At 56.9% G+C, this 17,243-nt stretch carries 15 protein-coding genes; 10 read left to right on the forward strand and 5 right to left on the reverse strand.

Translation table 11 applies throughout. The annotated features are described in order from the left end of the window. Positions 1-158: 158 nt before the first annotated feature. Positions 159-1,145 carry a carbohydrate kinase family protein gene (locus tag C8P63_RS17830; protein WP_170109746.1) on the reverse strand — a complete coding sequence of 329 codons (987 nt, stop codon included), beginning with the start codon at positions 1,143-1,145 and terminating at the stop codon, positions 159-161. A 236-nt stretch (positions 1,146-1,381) separates the two neighbouring features. Between C8P63_RS17830 and C8P63_RS17835 the strand changes: the two genes are divergently transcribed. The 7 genes from C8P63_RS17835 (at position 1,382) to C8P63_RS17865 (ending at position 9,151) form a co-directional block, all read left to right on the forward strand. Further along, on the forward strand, positions 1,382-2,350 hold the full coding sequence (locus tag C8P63_RS17835) for a sugar phosphate isomerase/epimerase family protein (RefSeq protein ID WP_108026530.1): 969 nt from the start codon (positions 1,382-1,384) through the stop codon (positions 2,348-2,350). Positions 2,351-2,375: 25 nt separating this feature from the next. Continuing rightward, positions 2,376-3,407: a Gfo/Idh/MocA family protein gene (locus C8P63_RS17840; RefSeq protein WP_108026533.1), complete on the forward strand. Its 1,032-nt coding sequence runs from the start codon at positions 2,376-2,378 to the stop codon at positions 3,405-3,407. A gap of 111 nt (positions 3,408-3,518) precedes the next feature. Beyond that, positions 3,519-4,796, forward strand: coding sequence for an ABC transporter substrate-binding protein (locus C8P63_RS17845; RefSeq protein WP_245921023.1), 1,278 nt, complete (start codon positions 3,519-3,521; stop codon positions 4,794-4,796). Between the two features lie 234 nt (positions 4,797-5,030). After that, positions 5,031-6,341, forward strand: coding sequence for an ABC transporter permease subunit (locus C8P63_RS17850; RefSeq protein ID WP_108026536.1), 1,311 nt, complete (start codon positions 5,031-5,033; stop codon positions 6,339-6,341). A gap of 14 nt (positions 6,342-6,355) precedes the next feature. Continuing rightward, entirely contained in the window at positions 6,356-7,183 is an 828-nt protein-coding gene (locus C8P63_RS17855; protein WP_108026539.1) for a carbohydrate ABC transporter permease, read from the forward strand. Positions 7,184-7,204: 21 nt separating this feature from the next. Then, positions 7,205-8,230, forward strand: a complete 1,026-nt coding sequence (locus C8P63_RS17860) for a LacI family DNA-binding transcriptional regulator (RefSeq protein WP_108026542.1) — start codon at positions 7,205-7,207, stop codon at positions 8,228-8,230. Between the two features lie 453 nt (positions 8,231-8,683). Further along, entirely contained in the window at positions 8,684-9,151 is a 468-nt protein-coding gene (locus C8P63_RS17865) for a hypothetical protein (protein ID WP_108026545.1), read from the forward strand. A gap of 27 nt (positions 9,152-9,178) precedes the next feature. On the opposite strand, the gene C8P63_RS17870 is transcribed toward C8P63_RS17865, so the two are convergent. Continuing rightward, the gene (locus C8P63_RS17870) at positions 9,179-9,739 is read right to left on the reverse strand and encodes a GNAT family N-acetyltransferase (protein ID WP_170109747.1); all 561 of its coding nucleotides are present in this window, start codon (positions 9,737-9,739) and stop codon (positions 9,179-9,181) included. Between the two features lie 173 nt (positions 9,740-9,912). On the opposite strand from C8P63_RS17870, the gene C8P63_RS17875 reads away from it, so the two are divergent. The 3 genes from C8P63_RS17875 to C8P63_RS17885 are packed head-to-tail and all read left to right on the forward strand — an operon-like array spanning position 9,913 to position 12,335. Further along, positions 9,913-11,097: a hypothetical protein gene (locus C8P63_RS17875; RefSeq protein ID WP_108026551.1), complete on the forward strand. Its 1,185-nt coding sequence runs from the start codon at positions 9,913-9,915 to the stop codon at positions 11,095-11,097. 26 nt (positions 11,098-11,123) lie between these two features. Continuing rightward, the gene (locus C8P63_RS17880; RefSeq protein ID WP_108026554.1) at positions 11,124-11,747 is read left to right on the forward strand and encodes a histidine phosphatase family protein; all 624 of its coding nucleotides are present in this window, start codon (positions 11,124-11,126) and stop codon (positions 11,745-11,747) included. 54 nt (positions 11,748-11,801) lie between these two features. After that, entirely contained in the window at positions 11,802-12,335 is a 534-nt protein-coding gene (locus C8P63_RS17885) for a histidine phosphatase family protein (protein WP_108026557.1), read from the forward strand. Here the strand turns inward: C8P63_RS17885 and C8P63_RS17890 are convergent, their stop codons facing one another. From C8P63_RS17890 to C8P63_RS17900, 3 genes are all read right to left on the reverse strand, one after another. Further along, positions 12,336-13,229: a metal-dependent hydrolase gene (locus C8P63_RS17890; protein WP_170109748.1), complete on the reverse strand. Its 894-nt coding sequence runs from the start codon at positions 13,227-13,229 to the stop codon at positions 12,336-12,338. Positions 13,230-13,508: 279 nt separating this feature from the next. Further along, positions 13,509-13,976: a hypothetical protein gene (locus tag C8P63_RS17895; RefSeq protein WP_108026563.1), complete on the reverse strand. Its 468-nt coding sequence runs from the start codon at positions 13,974-13,976 to the stop codon at positions 13,509-13,511. Between the two features lie 1,004 nt (positions 13,977-14,980). Beyond that, positions 14,981-16,681 (reverse strand): AMP-binding protein, encoded by a 1,701-nt coding sequence (locus C8P63_RS17900; RefSeq protein WP_108026568.1) that lies wholly within the window; start codon positions 16,679-16,681, stop codon positions 14,981-14,983. Positions 16,682-17,243: the final 562 nt, after the last annotated feature.

A 17,243-nucleotide genomic window follows, 5' to 3' on the forward strand; every position in this document is an offset into this window, starting at 1 on the left:
GAGAGAAGCGACCCAGGCGAGACTTGTGCTCTGTGAGTGCATAGCGAGACCGGGGAGAGAAGCGACCCAGGCGAGACTTGTGCTCTGTGAGTGCAGCCGGAGCGGCTTTGGGTAAATGCTGCCGCTCACTTTTTCACAGTGCTTCTGGATATCGGAGATCATTCTGACAAACCCAGTGATTCCAGGTCCGCCTGACCGGCGTAGGAGGCGATGGCCCCTTGGCGGGTGATGGAGTGGGAGGCCACAGTGACGGCGAAGCGAAGCTGATCCTCCAGCCAGGCAGCATCCGTCAGGTTTCGCATGAATTCATTGGGAGACAGATCTTCCCGGGAAATCCGGTAAAGGAGAGAACCGGTCAGCGAGTCACCCGCACCGGTGGGATCGACGACTTCCACCCGCGGGGCCGGAATCGTTCCACTCCCGTGAGCGGAAACATAGAGGCAGCCGGTGGCGCCAAGGGAAACAATCAAGAGAGGGATGTCATGGGTTTCCCTCAGCTGTTTGGCCAGGACTTCGGGATTGCGGCCGTTCTGATCCGTCAGTGCAAACAACTCGCTCCGGCTGATCTTAACCAAGTGCGCTTGGGGAAGCAGGCTCTGGATTTCCTCTCTGGCCACCTTCATCGACGTCCAGAGGGGAGGCCGGATATTGGGGTCGAAACTGATCAGCGCGCCTTTTTCCCGTGCGATTTTTACCGCCTGGCGGGTGGCGCTGCCGGAAGGTTCGGAGCTGAGCGAGACGGAACCGAAGTGAAAGATGGCGCGCGCACCCAGAGCCTTCGGATTGACCTCCTCCGGTTTCAACAATTGGTCCGCAGCGGGATCCCGGTAAAAGGTGAAGGGGTTTTCATCTTCCTCCACCCGGGAGACGAAAGCCAGAGCGGTGCGGGCTTCCTCTGTTTTCAACAGGCAGGAAGTGTCCACTCCCTCTTTTTTCAAGGTCTTCTCCAGAAAATAACCGAAGGCATCCGCACCCACTTTGCCGATGAACCGTGCTTTTCCACCGAGGCGTGCGACCTGGACAGCCACATTGGCGGGCGCTCCTCCCGCCTGACGGGAAAAAGCGGGGGCTTCCGCCAGCGTGTCTCCGGGATTCACCGGAATAAAATCGATCAGGGCTTCGCCCAGTGTGATGACAGGAATCATGGAACAAGGCCTCCTCCATTCTGATTTGGAGAGAATTTGTTCTTGCATCTTACACCAAAATTTCATATTCTCATAGTAGGAAAACGTTTTCCTGAATTCGTTTTCCTGAATTTCAGATCTTCATCCTTCCTTGAGGGGGATATTGAGCCCGAAGCTTTCTTTTCCTTCCGATTTTTCTTTCTGTTTTTTGCTAACGGTTTCAGTAAGCGATTACATATCGAAGGAGGCGCAAAACTGTGAAACTTGGCGTGTTTACCGTTTTGTTCTCTCAGAAACCCTTTGAGGAAATGCTCGATTATGTGGCCGAATCCGGGTTGGATGCAGTGGAACTGGGTACCGGGGGTTATCCGGGAACCGCCCATTGCGATCCCGACGTGTTGTTGGAGGACGAAGGAAAGCTGAAAGCGTTCAAAAAAGCGGTGGAAGACCGCGGATTGATGATCAGCGGCCTCTCCTGCCACGGGAACCCGCTCACCCCGGATTCCGCTTTCGCCCGTTCCTCCCATGAAGCATTCGTCAAAACGGTGAAACTGGCCGAAAAACTGGAAGTTCCCGTGGTCAACTGTTTCTCGGGAACCCCCGGGGATCATGAAGGAGCCAAATATCCCAACTGGCCCGTGGCTCCCTGGCCCAATGAGTACAGGGAAGTGCTGGAATGGCAGTGGAAGGAGAAGATCATCCCTTACTGGAAGGAATGGGGCCAATTTGCTGCGGACCACCATGTAAAGATCGCCCTGGAACTCCACGGCGGATTCTCGGTCCATACACCGGCCAACCTCCTTCGACTCCGGGAAGAAGCGGGTGAAGTGATCGGAGCCAATCTGGATCCCAGCCATCTGTGGTGGCAGGGGATCGATCCGGTGGCGGCGATCAAAATCCTGGGGCGGGAGGACGCCATCCACCATTTCCACGCCAAAGACACCTACATCGATCCCGAAATGGTCAACCGGCATGGGCTCACCGACATGCAATCCTACGCCAACCTGCAAGATCGGGCGTGGATTTTCCGGACGGTCGGCTACGGTCACGACATGAAAGAATGGACGGATATGATCAGTGCCCTCCGCCTGGTCGGGTACGATTACGTGGTCAGCATCGAACATGAAGACGCTCTCATGTCGATCGAGGAAGGCTTCCGGAAAGCCGTTGAAAATTTGAAACCGATCATCACCAAAGAAAAGCTCACCGAAATGTGGTGGGTCTGAACACCCGAGCGAGGAGGAGATCCGGTTGAAAAAAATCCGAGTGGGAGTCATCGGTTGTGGAAGCATCGCCCTTCACCGTCACATCCCAGAATATGCCGCCCATCCCGGGGTGGAGCTGATCGCTTTTTGCGACATCCATGAAGGACGGGCTCAAGCGGCTGCAAAACGTCACGGCGGACAAGCCTTTACCGATTATCGGGAGATGATCCATCAGACAAAACTGGATGCCGTCAGCGTCTGCACGCCCAACGCCGACCATGCGGCCGCTTCCATTGAGGCCATGAATGCGGGGTTGCACGTCCTCTGCGAAAAACCGATGGCCGTCTCCCGGGAGGAAGGGGAAGCGATGATCCGGGCATCCCGAGAGAACGGGGTCAAGCTGATGATCGGCCACAACCAGCGTCTGATGCCCCCCCATCGCAAAGCGAAGGAAATCCTCCAAGAGGGAAGCCTTGGCCGGGTGCTTACCTTCCGCACCGCTTTCGGCCATGGCGGCCCCGAGGGCTGGAGCGTGGAAGGTCCGGGTGGATGGTTTTTCCGTAAGGAACAGGCTTTTGTCGGAGCCATGGGGGATCTGGGGGTTCACAAGGCGGATCTTCTCCGCTGGCTGCTGGATGACGAAATCGATGAAGTTGGAGCCTTTATCGGCACCCTGGAAAAAGAAGAAACCGACGTGGAGGACAACGCGGTTTTGATGCTCCGGACCAGGAAGGGTGCGGTCGGCACTCTGGCGGCCAGCTGGACCCACCATCCGGGGGAAGACAACAGCACGGTTCTTTACTGCGAGCACGGTCAGATTCGCATCGCCGAAGACCCGGTGGATCAGGTGGTGGTCCGCCGGACGGACGGCACCGTCGAAAAATATGAAGTCGGCGGCATCGCCACCAATGAAGAAGGCGGACAAACCGTCAGCGGGGTGATCGACGCTTTCGTCGATTCCATCTTGGAAGACACGGAGCCCCTGATTCCCGGGGAAGAAGGCTTGAAGTCCCTTCAAGTGATCCTGTCGGCCCTGGAATCCGCGGAAAAGAAAACCGTCGTCCGCGTCCCCGAATGAACGGTTCATTTCTTTGAAGGGGGTGGTTTCCGGGCCTTCCAAATAGGGTGTTGATTCCGGTTGTTAACCCAATGACGCTCCGTCTCAAAATTCTCAAGGGAGGTTACTCATGTGAAGATGTGGAAAAAGATGGCCGCCGTCGGTTTATCTGCCACTCTGATCTTCTCTTTAGCCGCCTGCGGGCAGGGTTCCGATCAAGAGGGAAGCGATGCGGAAGGGGAAAAAGTGACGATCACGTATGCCCGCGGGAAAGACCAGACGGGAGCCACTGAAAAAATCATCGAGGCTTTTGAAAAAAAGCATCCCAACATCGACGTCAAATTCAAGGAAATGCCCGCTGACACCGGTACCAGCCATGACCAGTACGTGACGATGTTCAGCGGCGGTTCCAGCGAGATCGATGTGTTCGACCTGGATGTGATTTGGCCGGCGGAATTTGCTCAGGCCGGATACTTGGAACCTCTGGATCGATACATCCAGAAGGATGGCATCAACATGGATGAATACGTGGAGGGTGCTGTCGAAGCAGGCAGCTATAACGGCCAACAGTGGGCCATGCCCAAATTTATGGACGCGGGGCTTTTGTATTACCGCACGGACATCGTGAAAGAGCCGCCGAAAACCTGGGATGAGCTGGTGAAACAGGCCAAGGAAAACAAAGGGGAAAAAGGGACCAAGTACGGTTACGTCTTCCAGGGGAAGCAGTATGAAGGCTTGGTCTGCAACTTTATCGAGTTCATCGGGGCTTACGGCGGGAAAGTCCTGGACGAACAGGGGAACGTGGTCATCAACAGCAAAGATACCGTTCAGGGGCTGGAAAAAATGGCGGAAATCGCGCAGTCCGATTATGTGCCGGGTAACGTGACGGCCATCACCGAAGTGGAGACAGACGCCATTTACAAGGAAGGGCAAGCCGTCTTTGATCGTCAGTGGCCTTATCACTACGCCTTGATGAACAAGGACGATTCCGACGTGAAAGGCAAAGTGGATGTCGCCCCCCTCCCGAAAGGGGATGAGAAAAGCGCCGCCGCTCTCGGGGGATGGGTGTCCGGGATCAACAAAAACTCCAAGCACAAAAAAGAGGCCTGGGAGTTCATCAAGTTCATGAATGGTCCCGAGGGCCAAAAAATCTCTGCCATCGACGGCGGTCTGGCCCCGACCTACCTGCCACTCTTTGAAGACGAAGAAGTGAAAAACGCCAGCCCTCTCTTCGAGAATGAAGATTATATCGAAGGCCTGAAGGCGGCGGTTTCCCGTCCGGTTTCCCCGGAATATCCGAAGATCTCCGATATCATTCAGGTGGAAGTCTCCAAAACGTTGGCCGGAAAACAAAAGCCGGAAGAAGCCGTCAAAGTGATGGAGAAGAAACTGAAAGAGGTTGTGAATTAACACTTTCCACACGGCTAAAAGCCATGGGATTTTTGAGTGGTTTGCGCCCTCAGTCCAAGGGGATGCCAAGTAACGCTGCCTTTCATCCCACGATTCAAACCTTGGGTTTTCGGACGGCTTTACTTGAAAAACCCTTTGGATGATACAACAACCGGAGGGGACGGGGCCGGGTTTGCCCCGGATCCCGCTTCTCCGGTTCTTTTTTAGACATCACGAATGAAGAGTGGTGAAAACATGAAAAAAAGAAACCGGAGGGGGCTTTCCGAACGGAACTTGGGCTATCTCCTTGTGCTCCCGGCGATGATTCTCATCCTGGTGATCGCCATCTATCCGGTGGTTCGTTCCTTCTGGCTGAGCCTCTACGATGTCAGGCTGAACGATCCGACCAAACTGGAAACTCACTCCAACTACGGAATCGACGTCGAACGATATGCCAACTCCATGCCTTTTTTGATCTCCTCCCTCAACAAGGAGATCGGAAAAGCCGAAGAGGGAAACAAAGACCGACTGACCTCGGCAAAGGAGAAAGTGGAGAAAGCACGAAGCGTCCTGGAGAGCAATCCGCAGCTTGCCGAGCAGTACAAAAAGGTGGACGAAATTTTATTTGAAGGGAAAAACGTCCCCGAAAACCTCCAATTCGTCGAACTGCAGGAAGAAAAGGCCCAAGAGGCCACCCAACTGATCACCGAGGCCCGAAAGGAACTGAAAGCCCTGGAAAAAGCGGAAGCGCTGGATCAACCGAAGCGGGTGGTCGGCCTGTCCAACGGGCTTCTGAGTTCCTTCATTGAACCCAACTTTGTGGGGCTTAAATATTATGAAAAATATTTCAAGGACCCCCGCATGTGGGATTCTCTGAATAATACCGTGGTGTTCACCGTGATTTCCGTAGCGCTGGAGCTGGTGTTTGGGTTGGCAATTGCTCTCCTTATCAACCGCCAGTTCTTCGGTCGTGGTCTGGTCCGCGCTTCGGTTTTGATCCCCTGGGCGTTGCCCACGGCGGTGGCCGCGCTGATGTGGAAATTTATGTTTGACGGACAGAACGGGGTGATGGCCAAGATTTTCACTGACCTGGGCCTGATTCCCGATATGGGGACCCTGTTGACCACGAAGTTTTGGTCCATGTTTGCCGTCATTTTCGCCGATGTGTGGAAGACGACTCCCTTTATGGCCCTTCTGCTTTTGGCGGGGCTCCAAACCATACCGAACAACCTTTACGAAGCGGCGGAAGTGGACGGAGCCAGCAAAATTCAGCAATTCTTCAAAATTACGCTGCCGATGCTGAGGACGACGATCCTGGTTGCTCTATTGTTCCGGACCCTGGACGCCTTCCGGGTATTCGACCTGATTTTTGTGTTGACCGGGGGAGGTCCGGCCAACGCCACGGAAACCATCTCCGTTTACGCCTACAAAACGATGTTTGCCCAGATGAACTTCGGGGCTGGTTCCGCCCTGGCCGTCATTGTGTTCTTCTGCATCGCGATCATCAGCATCCTCTTTGTCAAATTGCTCGGAAGAGACCTCATCAGTGATGGAAGCGGTAAATAAGGAAGGTGACAGAGATGCGAAAAAATGCAGGAGTCCTGTTTTATTTCTTCCTGGCCGTATTTCTGATCGCCGTACTGTTCCCTTTCCTCTGGGTAGCGGTCACGTCGATCAAACCGCCGGGTGAACTGTTCGGAGCGGATGCCTTCAAACTCATTCCCGACAATCCGACCTTTGAGAACTTCGTCAAGGTGTTTACGTTGCGCCCTTTTGGATCCTATCTGTGGAACAGTACCGTGGTGGCGGTGGTGACGACGGCGTATTGCATTTTTGTTGCATCGATCGCCGCCTACGCCATCGCCCGGTTGAAGTTTCGCGGAAAGAGCCTCATCCTTGGCATCGTGCTGGCCGTCAGCATGTTCCCGCAGATCGCCACCATCTCCCCGATTTTCATGTTCATGCAGAATGTGGGTCTCACCAACAGCTATTTGGGATTGATCATCCCTTATACCACGTTCGCCCTTCCATTGGCTTTGTGGAACATGACCAACTTCTTCCGGAAAATTCCTTATGAATTGGAGGAAGCCGCCAAAATGGACGGGGCGACCACTTGGCAGGCGTTGTGGAAAGTGATCTTTCCCCTGGCGGTTCCCGGGACCTTCACCACGGCGATCCTGGTGTTCATCGCGGCTTGGAACGAATTTTTCTTCGCTCTGACCATCAACACCGATGAAAACATGAAAACCGTCCCGGTGGGGATCGCTCTCTTCCAGGGGCGTTACACCATTCCATGGGCGGAGATTTCCGCTGCCGCCGTCATCGTCACCATTCCGCTTGTGATCATGGTTCTTCTGTTCCAACGGAGAATCGTGGCGGGACTGACTTCGGGTGCCGTCAAAGAATGACCGTGGGAACGGGGTGATCGGATGACCGTGACGATTCGTGACGTGGCCAAGCGGGCGGGTGTTTCCATCGCCACGGTATCCCGCGTTCTGAACCAGTCCAAGCCTGTCAGCGAAGAGCTGCGGAACCGGATTCTCCAGGCGGTGGAGGAGACCGGTTATTTGCCCAATGCCGTTGCCCGCAGCATGATCCGGAAGCAGACGGGACTGATCGGGGTGATCATTCCGGAGATCAGCAATCCCTATTTTTCCGGTCTGGTGCAGGGGATTGAAACAGTGGCAAAGCAGAATCAATATTATCTCATGCTGGCCGTTTCGGAAAAGGAACCCGGGCGGGAAAGGGAGCTTTTACGGATTTACCAGGCCCGGCAAATGGACGGGATCATTCTGGCCTCCGCGCGGCTTGATCCGGAGCTTCGGCAAGCGCTGGAAAAACTGGCCGTCCCCTATGTCGTGATCGGCCAGCGCCTGACCGGATTAAACGCTCCCTGCGCCGTCCTGGACAACCGGAGGGCCGCCTTTGAGGCCGTCTCTCATCTGATCCGGATGGGCCATAGGGAGATCGGGATGGTCAGCGGTCCGATGTGGGATCTCGCTTCTGGAAAAGAGCGCTATCAGGGGTTTCGGGATGCCCTGGAAGAAGCGGGGCTGCCTTTCCGTACCGAATGGGTGACCGAACGGGAGGGCTTCCACCTTCACGATGGTTATGAAGGCATGAAAGTGATTCTGGGAGCTCCCGAGCGACCCACTGCCGTCTTTTGCGCGTGCGACCGGATGGCGGTCGGGGCCCTGAGGCGTTTGGAAGAGCGGGGGATCCCGGTACCGGAGGAGATGGCGCTGGTCGGTTTTGACGATGAGGAATTGGCATCCATTGTGAAGCCCCGTCTGACCACGGTCCGGCATTCCCCCTTTGACATGGGCTTGAAGGCCGCCGGTCTGCTGATGGAGATCTTGAAGGGACTGCCTTTGACCGACGGGACGTGCGCTCTTGTGAAGCACGATTTGGTGATTCGGGAAAGCAGTTCCCTCTCCCTGTCCCCCCGTCCGTGAACGGCATCGATGTGTAAAAGAGGAAAAAAACAGACGGACCCCTCCAAGCGTTGTGATTTCATGTTCGTTTCGAGAAAAGGGGAAGCGTTTACCCAAAATAGCGACTTTGCTGTCCTGCCCAGCGGAGAATCAGCCTGCAAGGGCGTTCAGGGGCAAAAGCTCCTCTGTGTCGCATCCGAAGGCGTTTTGCCCCTGCCCGCAGCAGGATGATTCGGAGCGGACAGTGCAACCATCTCTGCAGGACAGCATAGCGAGACCGGGGAGCGTAAGCGACCCAGGCGAGACTTGTGCTCTGTGAGTGCAGCCGGAGGGCTTTGGGTAAATGCTGCCGCTCACTTTTTCACAACGCTTCTCCGGGTCGATCTGTTTTTTTGATTGCCATATTCGTCCCGCCGTCGGAGGGAAATCCTGTTGTATAATGGATGGTATGGAACAAGGAAGGGGGGGGCGATCATGAAGCCGATTCGGTCCATTGCGATCGCGGCCCTTTGTCTGTTTTTGACGGCCTGCGCCAATACCTTGACCCAGCCCAGCCTGGAAAACGATCTGAACGCCGCGGTCCAAAAGCTGGAAATGAGCGAAGGCGGGGGGCTTGGTAACGGGATTCTCAGAATGAATTACGTGACCCGCTTTTCGTGGGAAAATCTTTACATTTTCGGGCCCGGCAGCTCGGGGAAACAGATCAACCGCGCTCTTGGTTTTGAATGGCAAGAGGGCGGGGAACGGATATCGGATCTGAAAGAAGGGGAGAGCCTTCTGGTCTTCACCGAGGGAGATGAGGTGGTCCGTTATGTTCACTGCAAAGGGAAGCGGGGCCGATTTGCCGAGCGGGTCAAACCGTTGACACCCTCCAACGCCGTTTTCCAGGGAGTCCGGGAGAAAGGCCGGATGACGATCCGGCCCGTCAGTTCGTTTGAATGAACCTGCGGAAGGAAACCGCAGGTTTTTTTACGGGCCGTCTTTCGTTTCCGCCCATTCGTGTGCCAGTAAACCGTAAATGGCCACATCGTTTACCCCGCGGGCGCTTCGGTACGCGTCCCGGAGAAGTCCCTCTTCGCGGAACCCGGAGCGCAGGGCCACCTTTCGGCTGCTGTGATTGGATGCATCCACCCGGATTTCCACCCGATGCATCTTCCGCTGACGAAAAAGATACTCCGCAACGCAACGAACGGAGCGGGTCATCAAACCCTGGCCGGTCTGTCCCCGACCCAGCCAGTAACCGATCTCCGCGACCCGGTTGGCGATGTCGATCCGTTCCACCGTTACTGAACCGGCCAGTACCCCCCGGTTCCAAATCCCGAAGTGGGCTTCCCTTCCGCAGGAATAGGCGGTCAGAGCTCGGCGGATGTACCGATCCATGCTTTCCACGTCCCGAATCTCGCGGATCCAGGGAAGCCACGATTCCAAATGGGACCGGTTGGTCTCCACCAGCCGGAACAAGGCAGGGCTGTGGTGAGGGCGGAAAAGGAGGAGGGACAAATCCTTCCCCGCGCAAAGTTTGAGATTCATAAAACTGCTCCGCTTTCGGAAATTCTGTCGGAGATAGCTTTTGAATGGGTTCAAGGACCTATGCATGGCGAACCCCGAGTGGAACGTCCGTTTCAGCCATGGAATTCCAGGATAGCCAAAGCGGTCCTTTTTTCGTTAAGATAGAGGTATTACGGGGTGGGGAGTGTGGCGAAGTGCCGCGATGGGTGAAGCTGGGTCTCTGTCTCTGCCTGGCGGGAATTCTCGCCTCGGGAACGGCCGGCTGTTTTTCCGGTTCCGGTCGTGAGACCGGGGGCTCTCCACCGGTTCAACCCGGCTTAAGGGGAGAGGTTCCTCGTCTGGAGGAGCTGATCGGACAGAAAGGATTGAAGGAATATACGCTGAAACGCCCGTATCTGTTGGGATACAGCTATGACGGAACGTACATGGCCACCGTGGTCTATGACAAGGAAGCGGACGCATATCGGATCGATCTGTTTCATACGGCTTCACACAGGCGGGAAGAGACGGTGTATGCCCCTGCGGAGATTTCAACATCAGTGAAATCCGCCACACTGGAAACCGGTTCCAAGAGTGCAGAGGAAGAACTCCTCTCCCTCACCCAGGAAACCCTGGACCTGGGCTACCGGATCAAAGTTCCTTTGGTATACCGGGAGTACTTCCTCCAGCAGAAGATCCGGACTCAAGGAGATCAAAACCTGGAACTCTCTCTCCGCCGAGAGGGACGTGCCGCCGTGCTGAATGCAAGCGACGGAAAAAACCGTTGGCGGCTGACCCGGTTTCAGCTGCGGGAAGGGGAAAAGCTGGCCGATCGTTGGATGATCAGCTCCCCCCCTTCACCGGGAAACAAGTGGACGGTGGTGGCCTCCGCCCGTTCAACGGAGGGAAGACTTCGGCCTTTGGTTCACACGCTGGACACCGCCCTTCTCTCAAAAAGCTGGGCGGAAAAACGGCTGCAGGAACGGGTGAAAACGGTCCTCGGTAACGGGGCCCGGATCGTATTCAGGGAGGAAACGACGGATGACGGAGGTCCGGAGACTCTGTTGGCGGTCCGGGGAGAAAAGCCTTTTTTGTCCGGGTCCCCGGAAGGAGTCCGCTACGCAGCGGCTGTGGATCGGTTCGTGATCCTTGACGGGGAACGGAAGGTTCGTTTCCGCGGAAATTCCGCGGGGTTGGTCCGGGACGAGAAGATCCGCCTGGACCCTTCCCTTCCGGAAGATCGTAAGTCCCGGTTCCGTCTGCTCCTGACCGTCGGGGAACAAAACGGAGAACCGGTCCGGGTGTTGACGGTGGACCAGCTGACCTTCCGGGGAGAGGTGGTCCGCACCTATGAGCTCATATGGAATCATGAAAAGAAAGCTTTTGAATACAAGGGTTAGAGAGGAACGGGAGAGGGGAGAGTGTGATGCAAACCGAAATTTACCTGATCCGTCACGGCGTGACCCGTTGGAACCGGGAGAAACGGATCCAGGGACACCGGGACGAGCCTTTGTCCCCGGAGGGGGGGGAGCAAGCTGCCCGGTTGGGAACGTATCTGGAGGAAATTGCCTTTGAAGCCGTGTATGCCAGTGATCTGAGCCGGGCGATTCAGACAGCGGAACAAATCACGAGGTCCCGGGAGATGGAGGTGCGAACGCTGTCCGCGATTCGGGAGCGGAATCTGGGGGAGTGGGAAGGGCTTCGGATCGAAGAAGTGAAGGAGCGTTATCCGGATGAATGGGAGACCGTCTGGCACCGCGGGGGTCGATACGGCGTGGAAAAAGCGGAAGAGACCCGGAAACGGATGATGGCTGCCTTGGAAGAGCTGGTGGAAACGCACCCGGGAGAGCGGATCGCCGTGGTCAGCCACGGCGGGAGCATTAACGCCGTGCTGGAAGTCATCAGCGGCGGGGTCCACGGACCGGGGCGAACCCGGATCCGGAACACCGCCATCTCCCGTTTGATCCACCACCCGGAAAGGGGATGGCGGGTGGAAGAAGTGAACCGGGCGGAGCATCTGGAGCCCGAAGGAGTCCGAAGTGGATCATGAAACGGGAGGCCCGTTTTCGACGGGCATTTTTTTCATTCAGGGAGGAACGCGGCTATGCAACTGTTACTAGTGAGACATTGTTCGGCGGACGGTCAGGCACCGGACGCCGGGTTGACCGATGAGGGAAAGCGGCAGGCGGCAGCCCTTGCGGAGTTCCTGCACACCCTCTCTCCGGATGCCATCCGGACCAGTCCATATCGAAGGGCCCTTCAGACGGCGGAACCCCTCTCCCAATGGACGGGGATCCCTTTCCGGGTGGACCGACGGTTGTCCGAACGGGTGTTGGCCGGTGAACCGAGGCAAGATTGGATGGACCGGTTGAAGGATTCATTTGCCGACCCGGACCTTTGTCTGCCTGGGGGAGAGTCCGCCCGCTGCGCCACTGAAAGGGGGATGGCCGTGCTGGCCGAACTGGCTCAGACAAAAGCCGCCCGGGCGGTGGTGGTCACCCATGGCGGCCTGCTGACCCATCTGTTGAATCATTTTGATGCCCGGTTCGGGTTCGAGGCGTGGAGCCGGCTCACCTATCCCGACGTGTTTGAGGTGGAGTGGCCGGCTTCCCCGGTGGCGCGCATCTGGAATGCGTGATCATCCCCCTTGGGAATCCTTCCGCTTCGGCACCACTACTTCCGTGCTCAAGAGGGACGAGTTTTGCTGCCGAAAGCGGGGGTCGTAGATGGTGACGCGCCAGACATCCTCCAACTCTTCCACTTCCGTCCCGTAGTCGGGGAGAAAGCGGACGAGGGCCCGGGCTTCCCCGTCTTTCAGCGCCTCCTTCACCACGGGATGGCGCTCGTTTTTCGCTTCCCCGGTTTTCCGGAGCCCAGTGAACGCGGAACCGTCATAGAAATGGTATCCGTCCTCCGTTTTTGCCACCAGATGAAACTGGGAGGGCATCATCCGGGCACTGGCGGTCACCGTCTCGTAACGGTGATCCAAGCGGGATTCGAGCCATCCGGCATGGACGGCTTGGAAGGAGACGTACAACAGCATGGCTGCCCAAGCCCCTTTGAAGACCCGTGCCGTACCGTACTTTCTTTTGAGAGCAAATGCCACGGCGAAGATGGACAGGATGATGACGTCCACAATCGGAAGGATGCCAAGGGAATACCGCTCCCGGATGATCGGTTCCAGGAGGCCCGTCCCCCAGGTATTGGCCCAGTCGGCGGCGATATGAATGAGGATGGCCGCCAGGGCGAGAACATAGGCTTTCTTCCGGCGGACAGCCCGGTTGAACAGAGCCACAGTCCCCACGGCGAGCAGGGCCAGGACCGGGGCGAACAGAACGGAATGGGTAAAGGCCCGGTGCCAAGTAAGGTAGATTTCAGGTCCCATGAAGGTGGTGAATCCTTCGATATCGGGGATTTCCCCTCCGATGACGGCGGCCGCCGCATAGCCCAACTGTTCTTTCCTGCTTTCCTCTTCCTTGCGGGTGGCGGCATAAACGGCATAACCGAGCAGTCCGTGCGTCAGGTTGTCCAAAAGCGGTCCAACTCCTTTAAAAAACGATATAGAACCAAAACGAATCAACCGAAAAACAGGGGGGAGAGAGGGGATGAGGGAATGGATACAGCACCAAAGCCCCTCTTGCTGGGGCTCACTCCCGTCATAACGGTTACGCTCTTTATTGTCAACACTTTTGTTGAACTGAAGGAAAATTTGCTTGATTCACGAATTGGGAACATGGGATGAAATCGGTGATGAAAATGATGCCCCCCGATCCATGCGACCTGTGGAATCACGGAAGGGATTCAATAGAAATCATTCGGAAGGAATATCGACTGCCATTTCTCCGTCGCGGTAGATATTCATTTTGTCGTCGGAGTGGTCGATAAACAATCCATTTTCGGTTACTTGTAAGGTTTCCCGGTAGGTTCGTTTGTCCTTTCCCTTATGAACGGTGACCAGAGCGGTTACCTGTGTTTGGGGTAAGTGTGGTTCGTGCTTGTATGTACCTTTGATTTTGAAATCCATGATTCGATCATCTTGGCTTTCCAGATAGTCCATCTTTTTATAAAAAAAGTCTTTTGCTTCTTTCTTGGAGACTTCACCGGGTTGATCCACGTACTCCTTAAAGAGGAGCAACTGAGAGAAAGCCCGGTCGTAATCTTGCTCCACCATGCCGGAGTAGTATTTCTCAGCTGCCTCCCTGGCTTCCCACTGGGAAACACAACCGCTCAGTCCCATCATCAACAATAAGCTCACCAGCAGTTTCGCACAACATTTCATGCAATCACACCTTTCCAAAAAATAAATGGGTTTTATGGGTGTGTTCATTCATCATTTGCAGGAACGGTTCCTTTGTGACCAGTTACCCGGGATAAATAATAGGGGAACTGTGGTTTGACCGATGGTGAGGCGAGAATGGAAACCGCCCCCAGTGGGAGGATATGCGCTGCGGATCGGGAAACATACGGGGGAGAGAAGGCTTGCGGCCCTGAAGGCAGCTTTCATAGGAGAGCAGCTATGGTTTCCATCATTTAGATGTTCTCCGCCCTCCTTGTTGCAGACGAACCATCCAGTTCTATAATGCTTCATCGCCACTGGATCTGAAAAAATACGATGGAGATCGCCCCGTATCGTCCAGGGTTAGTCTCCTTGCCCGCAAACGTTTCGTTTGCCAGATGAAATCTTCCATCGCATTCACCGTCCTGGAAAAACAATTCTCCCATTATCTTCGGTCAGTTCGGTTACTGGTGACAGCTTCGCGTGTATTACCCCTGAACGGTAACATGATCTGTCGTGATCCATGTGAAGACCCCCGCCGGAGAGACGGGGGTTGAGTCCATCGGTGTCATTATTAAACAGGGGCCAGTCTTGGCCACGGTTCAAGCGCAATGTTGGCTGGCCCGTGACAGGGACTAGGACTACTGCCGCTGGTGATGGCGCAGGGCAGAGGTGGCAGTGACGGGCTCTGGCCCGATCCCCTGGCTCGATGCCTGCTACGTCGGCCAATGAGTTGAAGGGCGCCTGACGGGGCCCGCTGCCGCCGTCGGGCACCGCCGCGCTGACGTACCACGTGGTAACGCTCGGAGCCATCGCGACAGCCGCCGGGGGCGGCGACCAAGGCGCAGGTCAGTCAGGCCGCGAGAATGCTCAATGTGACAAGAGCCTGGTCCCCCAACGGGCAACAGGTTCGGTCGTCGTCCGAAATACGTGTCGCCTTGCGTCGGGATGGGCCGCGGTGCGCGGCCCTCGCTCGTGGATACGAACGAAGTCGCCGTTGGCGGCCCTCATAGGTCGGCCTCTTGGGCAGCGTTCTGCAGCTGTCCGCGGCGCAGCTCGCGCAGGATGAACCGCTGCACCTTCCCGCTGGGGGTCTTGGGCAGTTCGGCGATGCTGTGGATGCTGCGCGGGTAGGCGTGGGCGGCGTAGCGCCTTTTCACGTGCTGCTGCAGGTCGTTCACCAGTTGCGGGCTCGCCTGGACGCCGTCTCGCAGGACGACGTATGCCTCCAGCACCTCGCCCCGCAGATCATCGGGCACGCCGATAGCGGCAGCCTCGACCACGTCGGGGTGGGAGACCAGCGCGGACTCGACCTCGAAGGGGCCGATCCGGTACCCGGCCATGATGATGACGTCGTCGTCACGTGAGGAGAAGTGGATATACCCCCGCTCGTCGGTCGTGCCGACATCCCCTGTGAAGTACCACCGACCGTCGGCGCTGAAGCGGGCCACGGTCCGTTCGGGGTCATCGGCGTAGCCGGTGAACCACATCAGCGGGCTGGCCGGTACGTCAATCGCCACCCGCCCCAGCGTTTCCGCCGGTGCCTCGTCGTCTTTCGACTTGGCCAGGACCGCGGCACGGAACCCGGGCATGGCGCGACCCATGGAGCCGGGTTGGAGGTCGTGCCGGACATCGGGGTGCCACCCGTTGATGATCGCCATACCCAGCTCCGTCTGGCCGTAGTGGTCACGGATCGGGACACCGAGTCGGCGCTCGGACCAGGTGATGAGCTCGGGGTTGAGTGGCTCACCGGCGCTGGAGCAGGCCCGCAAGGCGAGATCCTCGGGCGCATGCGCCCCGGTGGATCGCAGTGCCCGGTAGACGGTGGGAGCCGCCGCCAAGTTGGTCACCGCGTAGGCCGCCAGCAGCCTCCAGGTCAGCTTGGCGTCGAACCCGGCATTCAGTAACAGGTTTCGGCGGCCCGTGAACAGCGGACCGAGAATGCCGTAGTACAGGCCGTAGGCCCAACCGGGGTCGGCGGCGTTCCAGAAGACATCGTCCTCGCGCACGTCCAGTCCGTACTCCATGTAGACCCCGAAGGCCGCGAGCGCCTTTACCGGCACCGGGACTGCCTTAGGGTCACCGGTGGTGCCCGACGTAAAGAGCTGGACCAGCGGGTTGCGATCGGTGCGGATGGGCGCGGGAAACCCAAGGTGCTGTGCATCGAGAAGTTCAGCCAGTATCGCGTCGCCGTCACCGGCGGCCGCTGGTTCACCGGCGATGACGATGCGCCACGGCGCATCATCAGGCATGTCGGCGGAGGGGTGGAGCTTGGCACGCTGGCTGGCGTCACATACCACCACCTTCGCGGCGCTGCGGGTCAGCCGGGCGGAGATCGCTCGTGGCGCGAAGGCGGTGAACAATGGCACGTGTACCGCGCCCAGGCGCCAGATGCCCAGCAACGTGACGACAAGATCCGCGCTTTTGCCCATCAAGGTCGCGACGCGGTCGCCCTCGCTCACACCGAGGCTCGCCAGCGCGGCAGCGGCCTGCTCCGAACGGGTGCGCAGCCAGCCGTACGTGATGTCGCGGCCGCGCAGATCAGCCTCGACCACTGTGAACGCGACAGCGTCGGTGGGATGACGGTCGCACAGCAGGTCGGCCGGACGGGCATCCGGCGCGGTAACCTGCGCGAGGAACTGGTCCAAGCGTTGCTGAACCGGGTTGGAGGAAGACTTGGAGTCGTTCAGCTTGCCGTCCTTTTTCATCTTCATCATCTCCAGCATAGAAGTCTTATTTTTTATAATATTTAGCGATCATCCTATCATACGAAGGGGATTGGATCAAGGGAGAATATTCTGATAGGTTTCGGTCAATCCAGTTAACAAGTTGGCAAAACTCACCCACATCAATTGGCCTGCTGGCCGACCTGTGGAGTGGGATCTTCGTTTACCTGAATGTTATAAGATCTGACTTTTGTACGTCAGGGTAGAACTCACTGTGATTAGCCAGCGATGGATTGGACGAGCGGTACCCCTTCCAGTTACTGAGAAAGGTAAATGGCAACCCTGTGAACCACCAGAGATCGGTCACTGGGAATGATGTTGTAACTCAGCTATTCCCGGCGTCTCCGCCTCCGTCACTAATCCCTCCAGCGCCTCCGTCACCAATCCCTCCAGAGTGTTTGTCTATATAAGCCCCTTGATCATACTTCTTCGCCACAGAAGACAGGAGGAAAGAAAAATTTGAAAAAACCGGACAGGGAGCGCTCTCGGTCCGGTTTTTTCAGTCGCTTGTGTTCCATGGAAACCGCTCCCGAATTCCGGTTAT

This window comes from Melghirimyces profundicolus (genome assembly GCF_003054245.1).
Taxonomy (GTDB): domain Bacteria; phylum Bacillota; class Bacilli; order Thermoactinomycetales; family DSM-45169; genus Melghirimyces; species Melghirimyces profundicolus.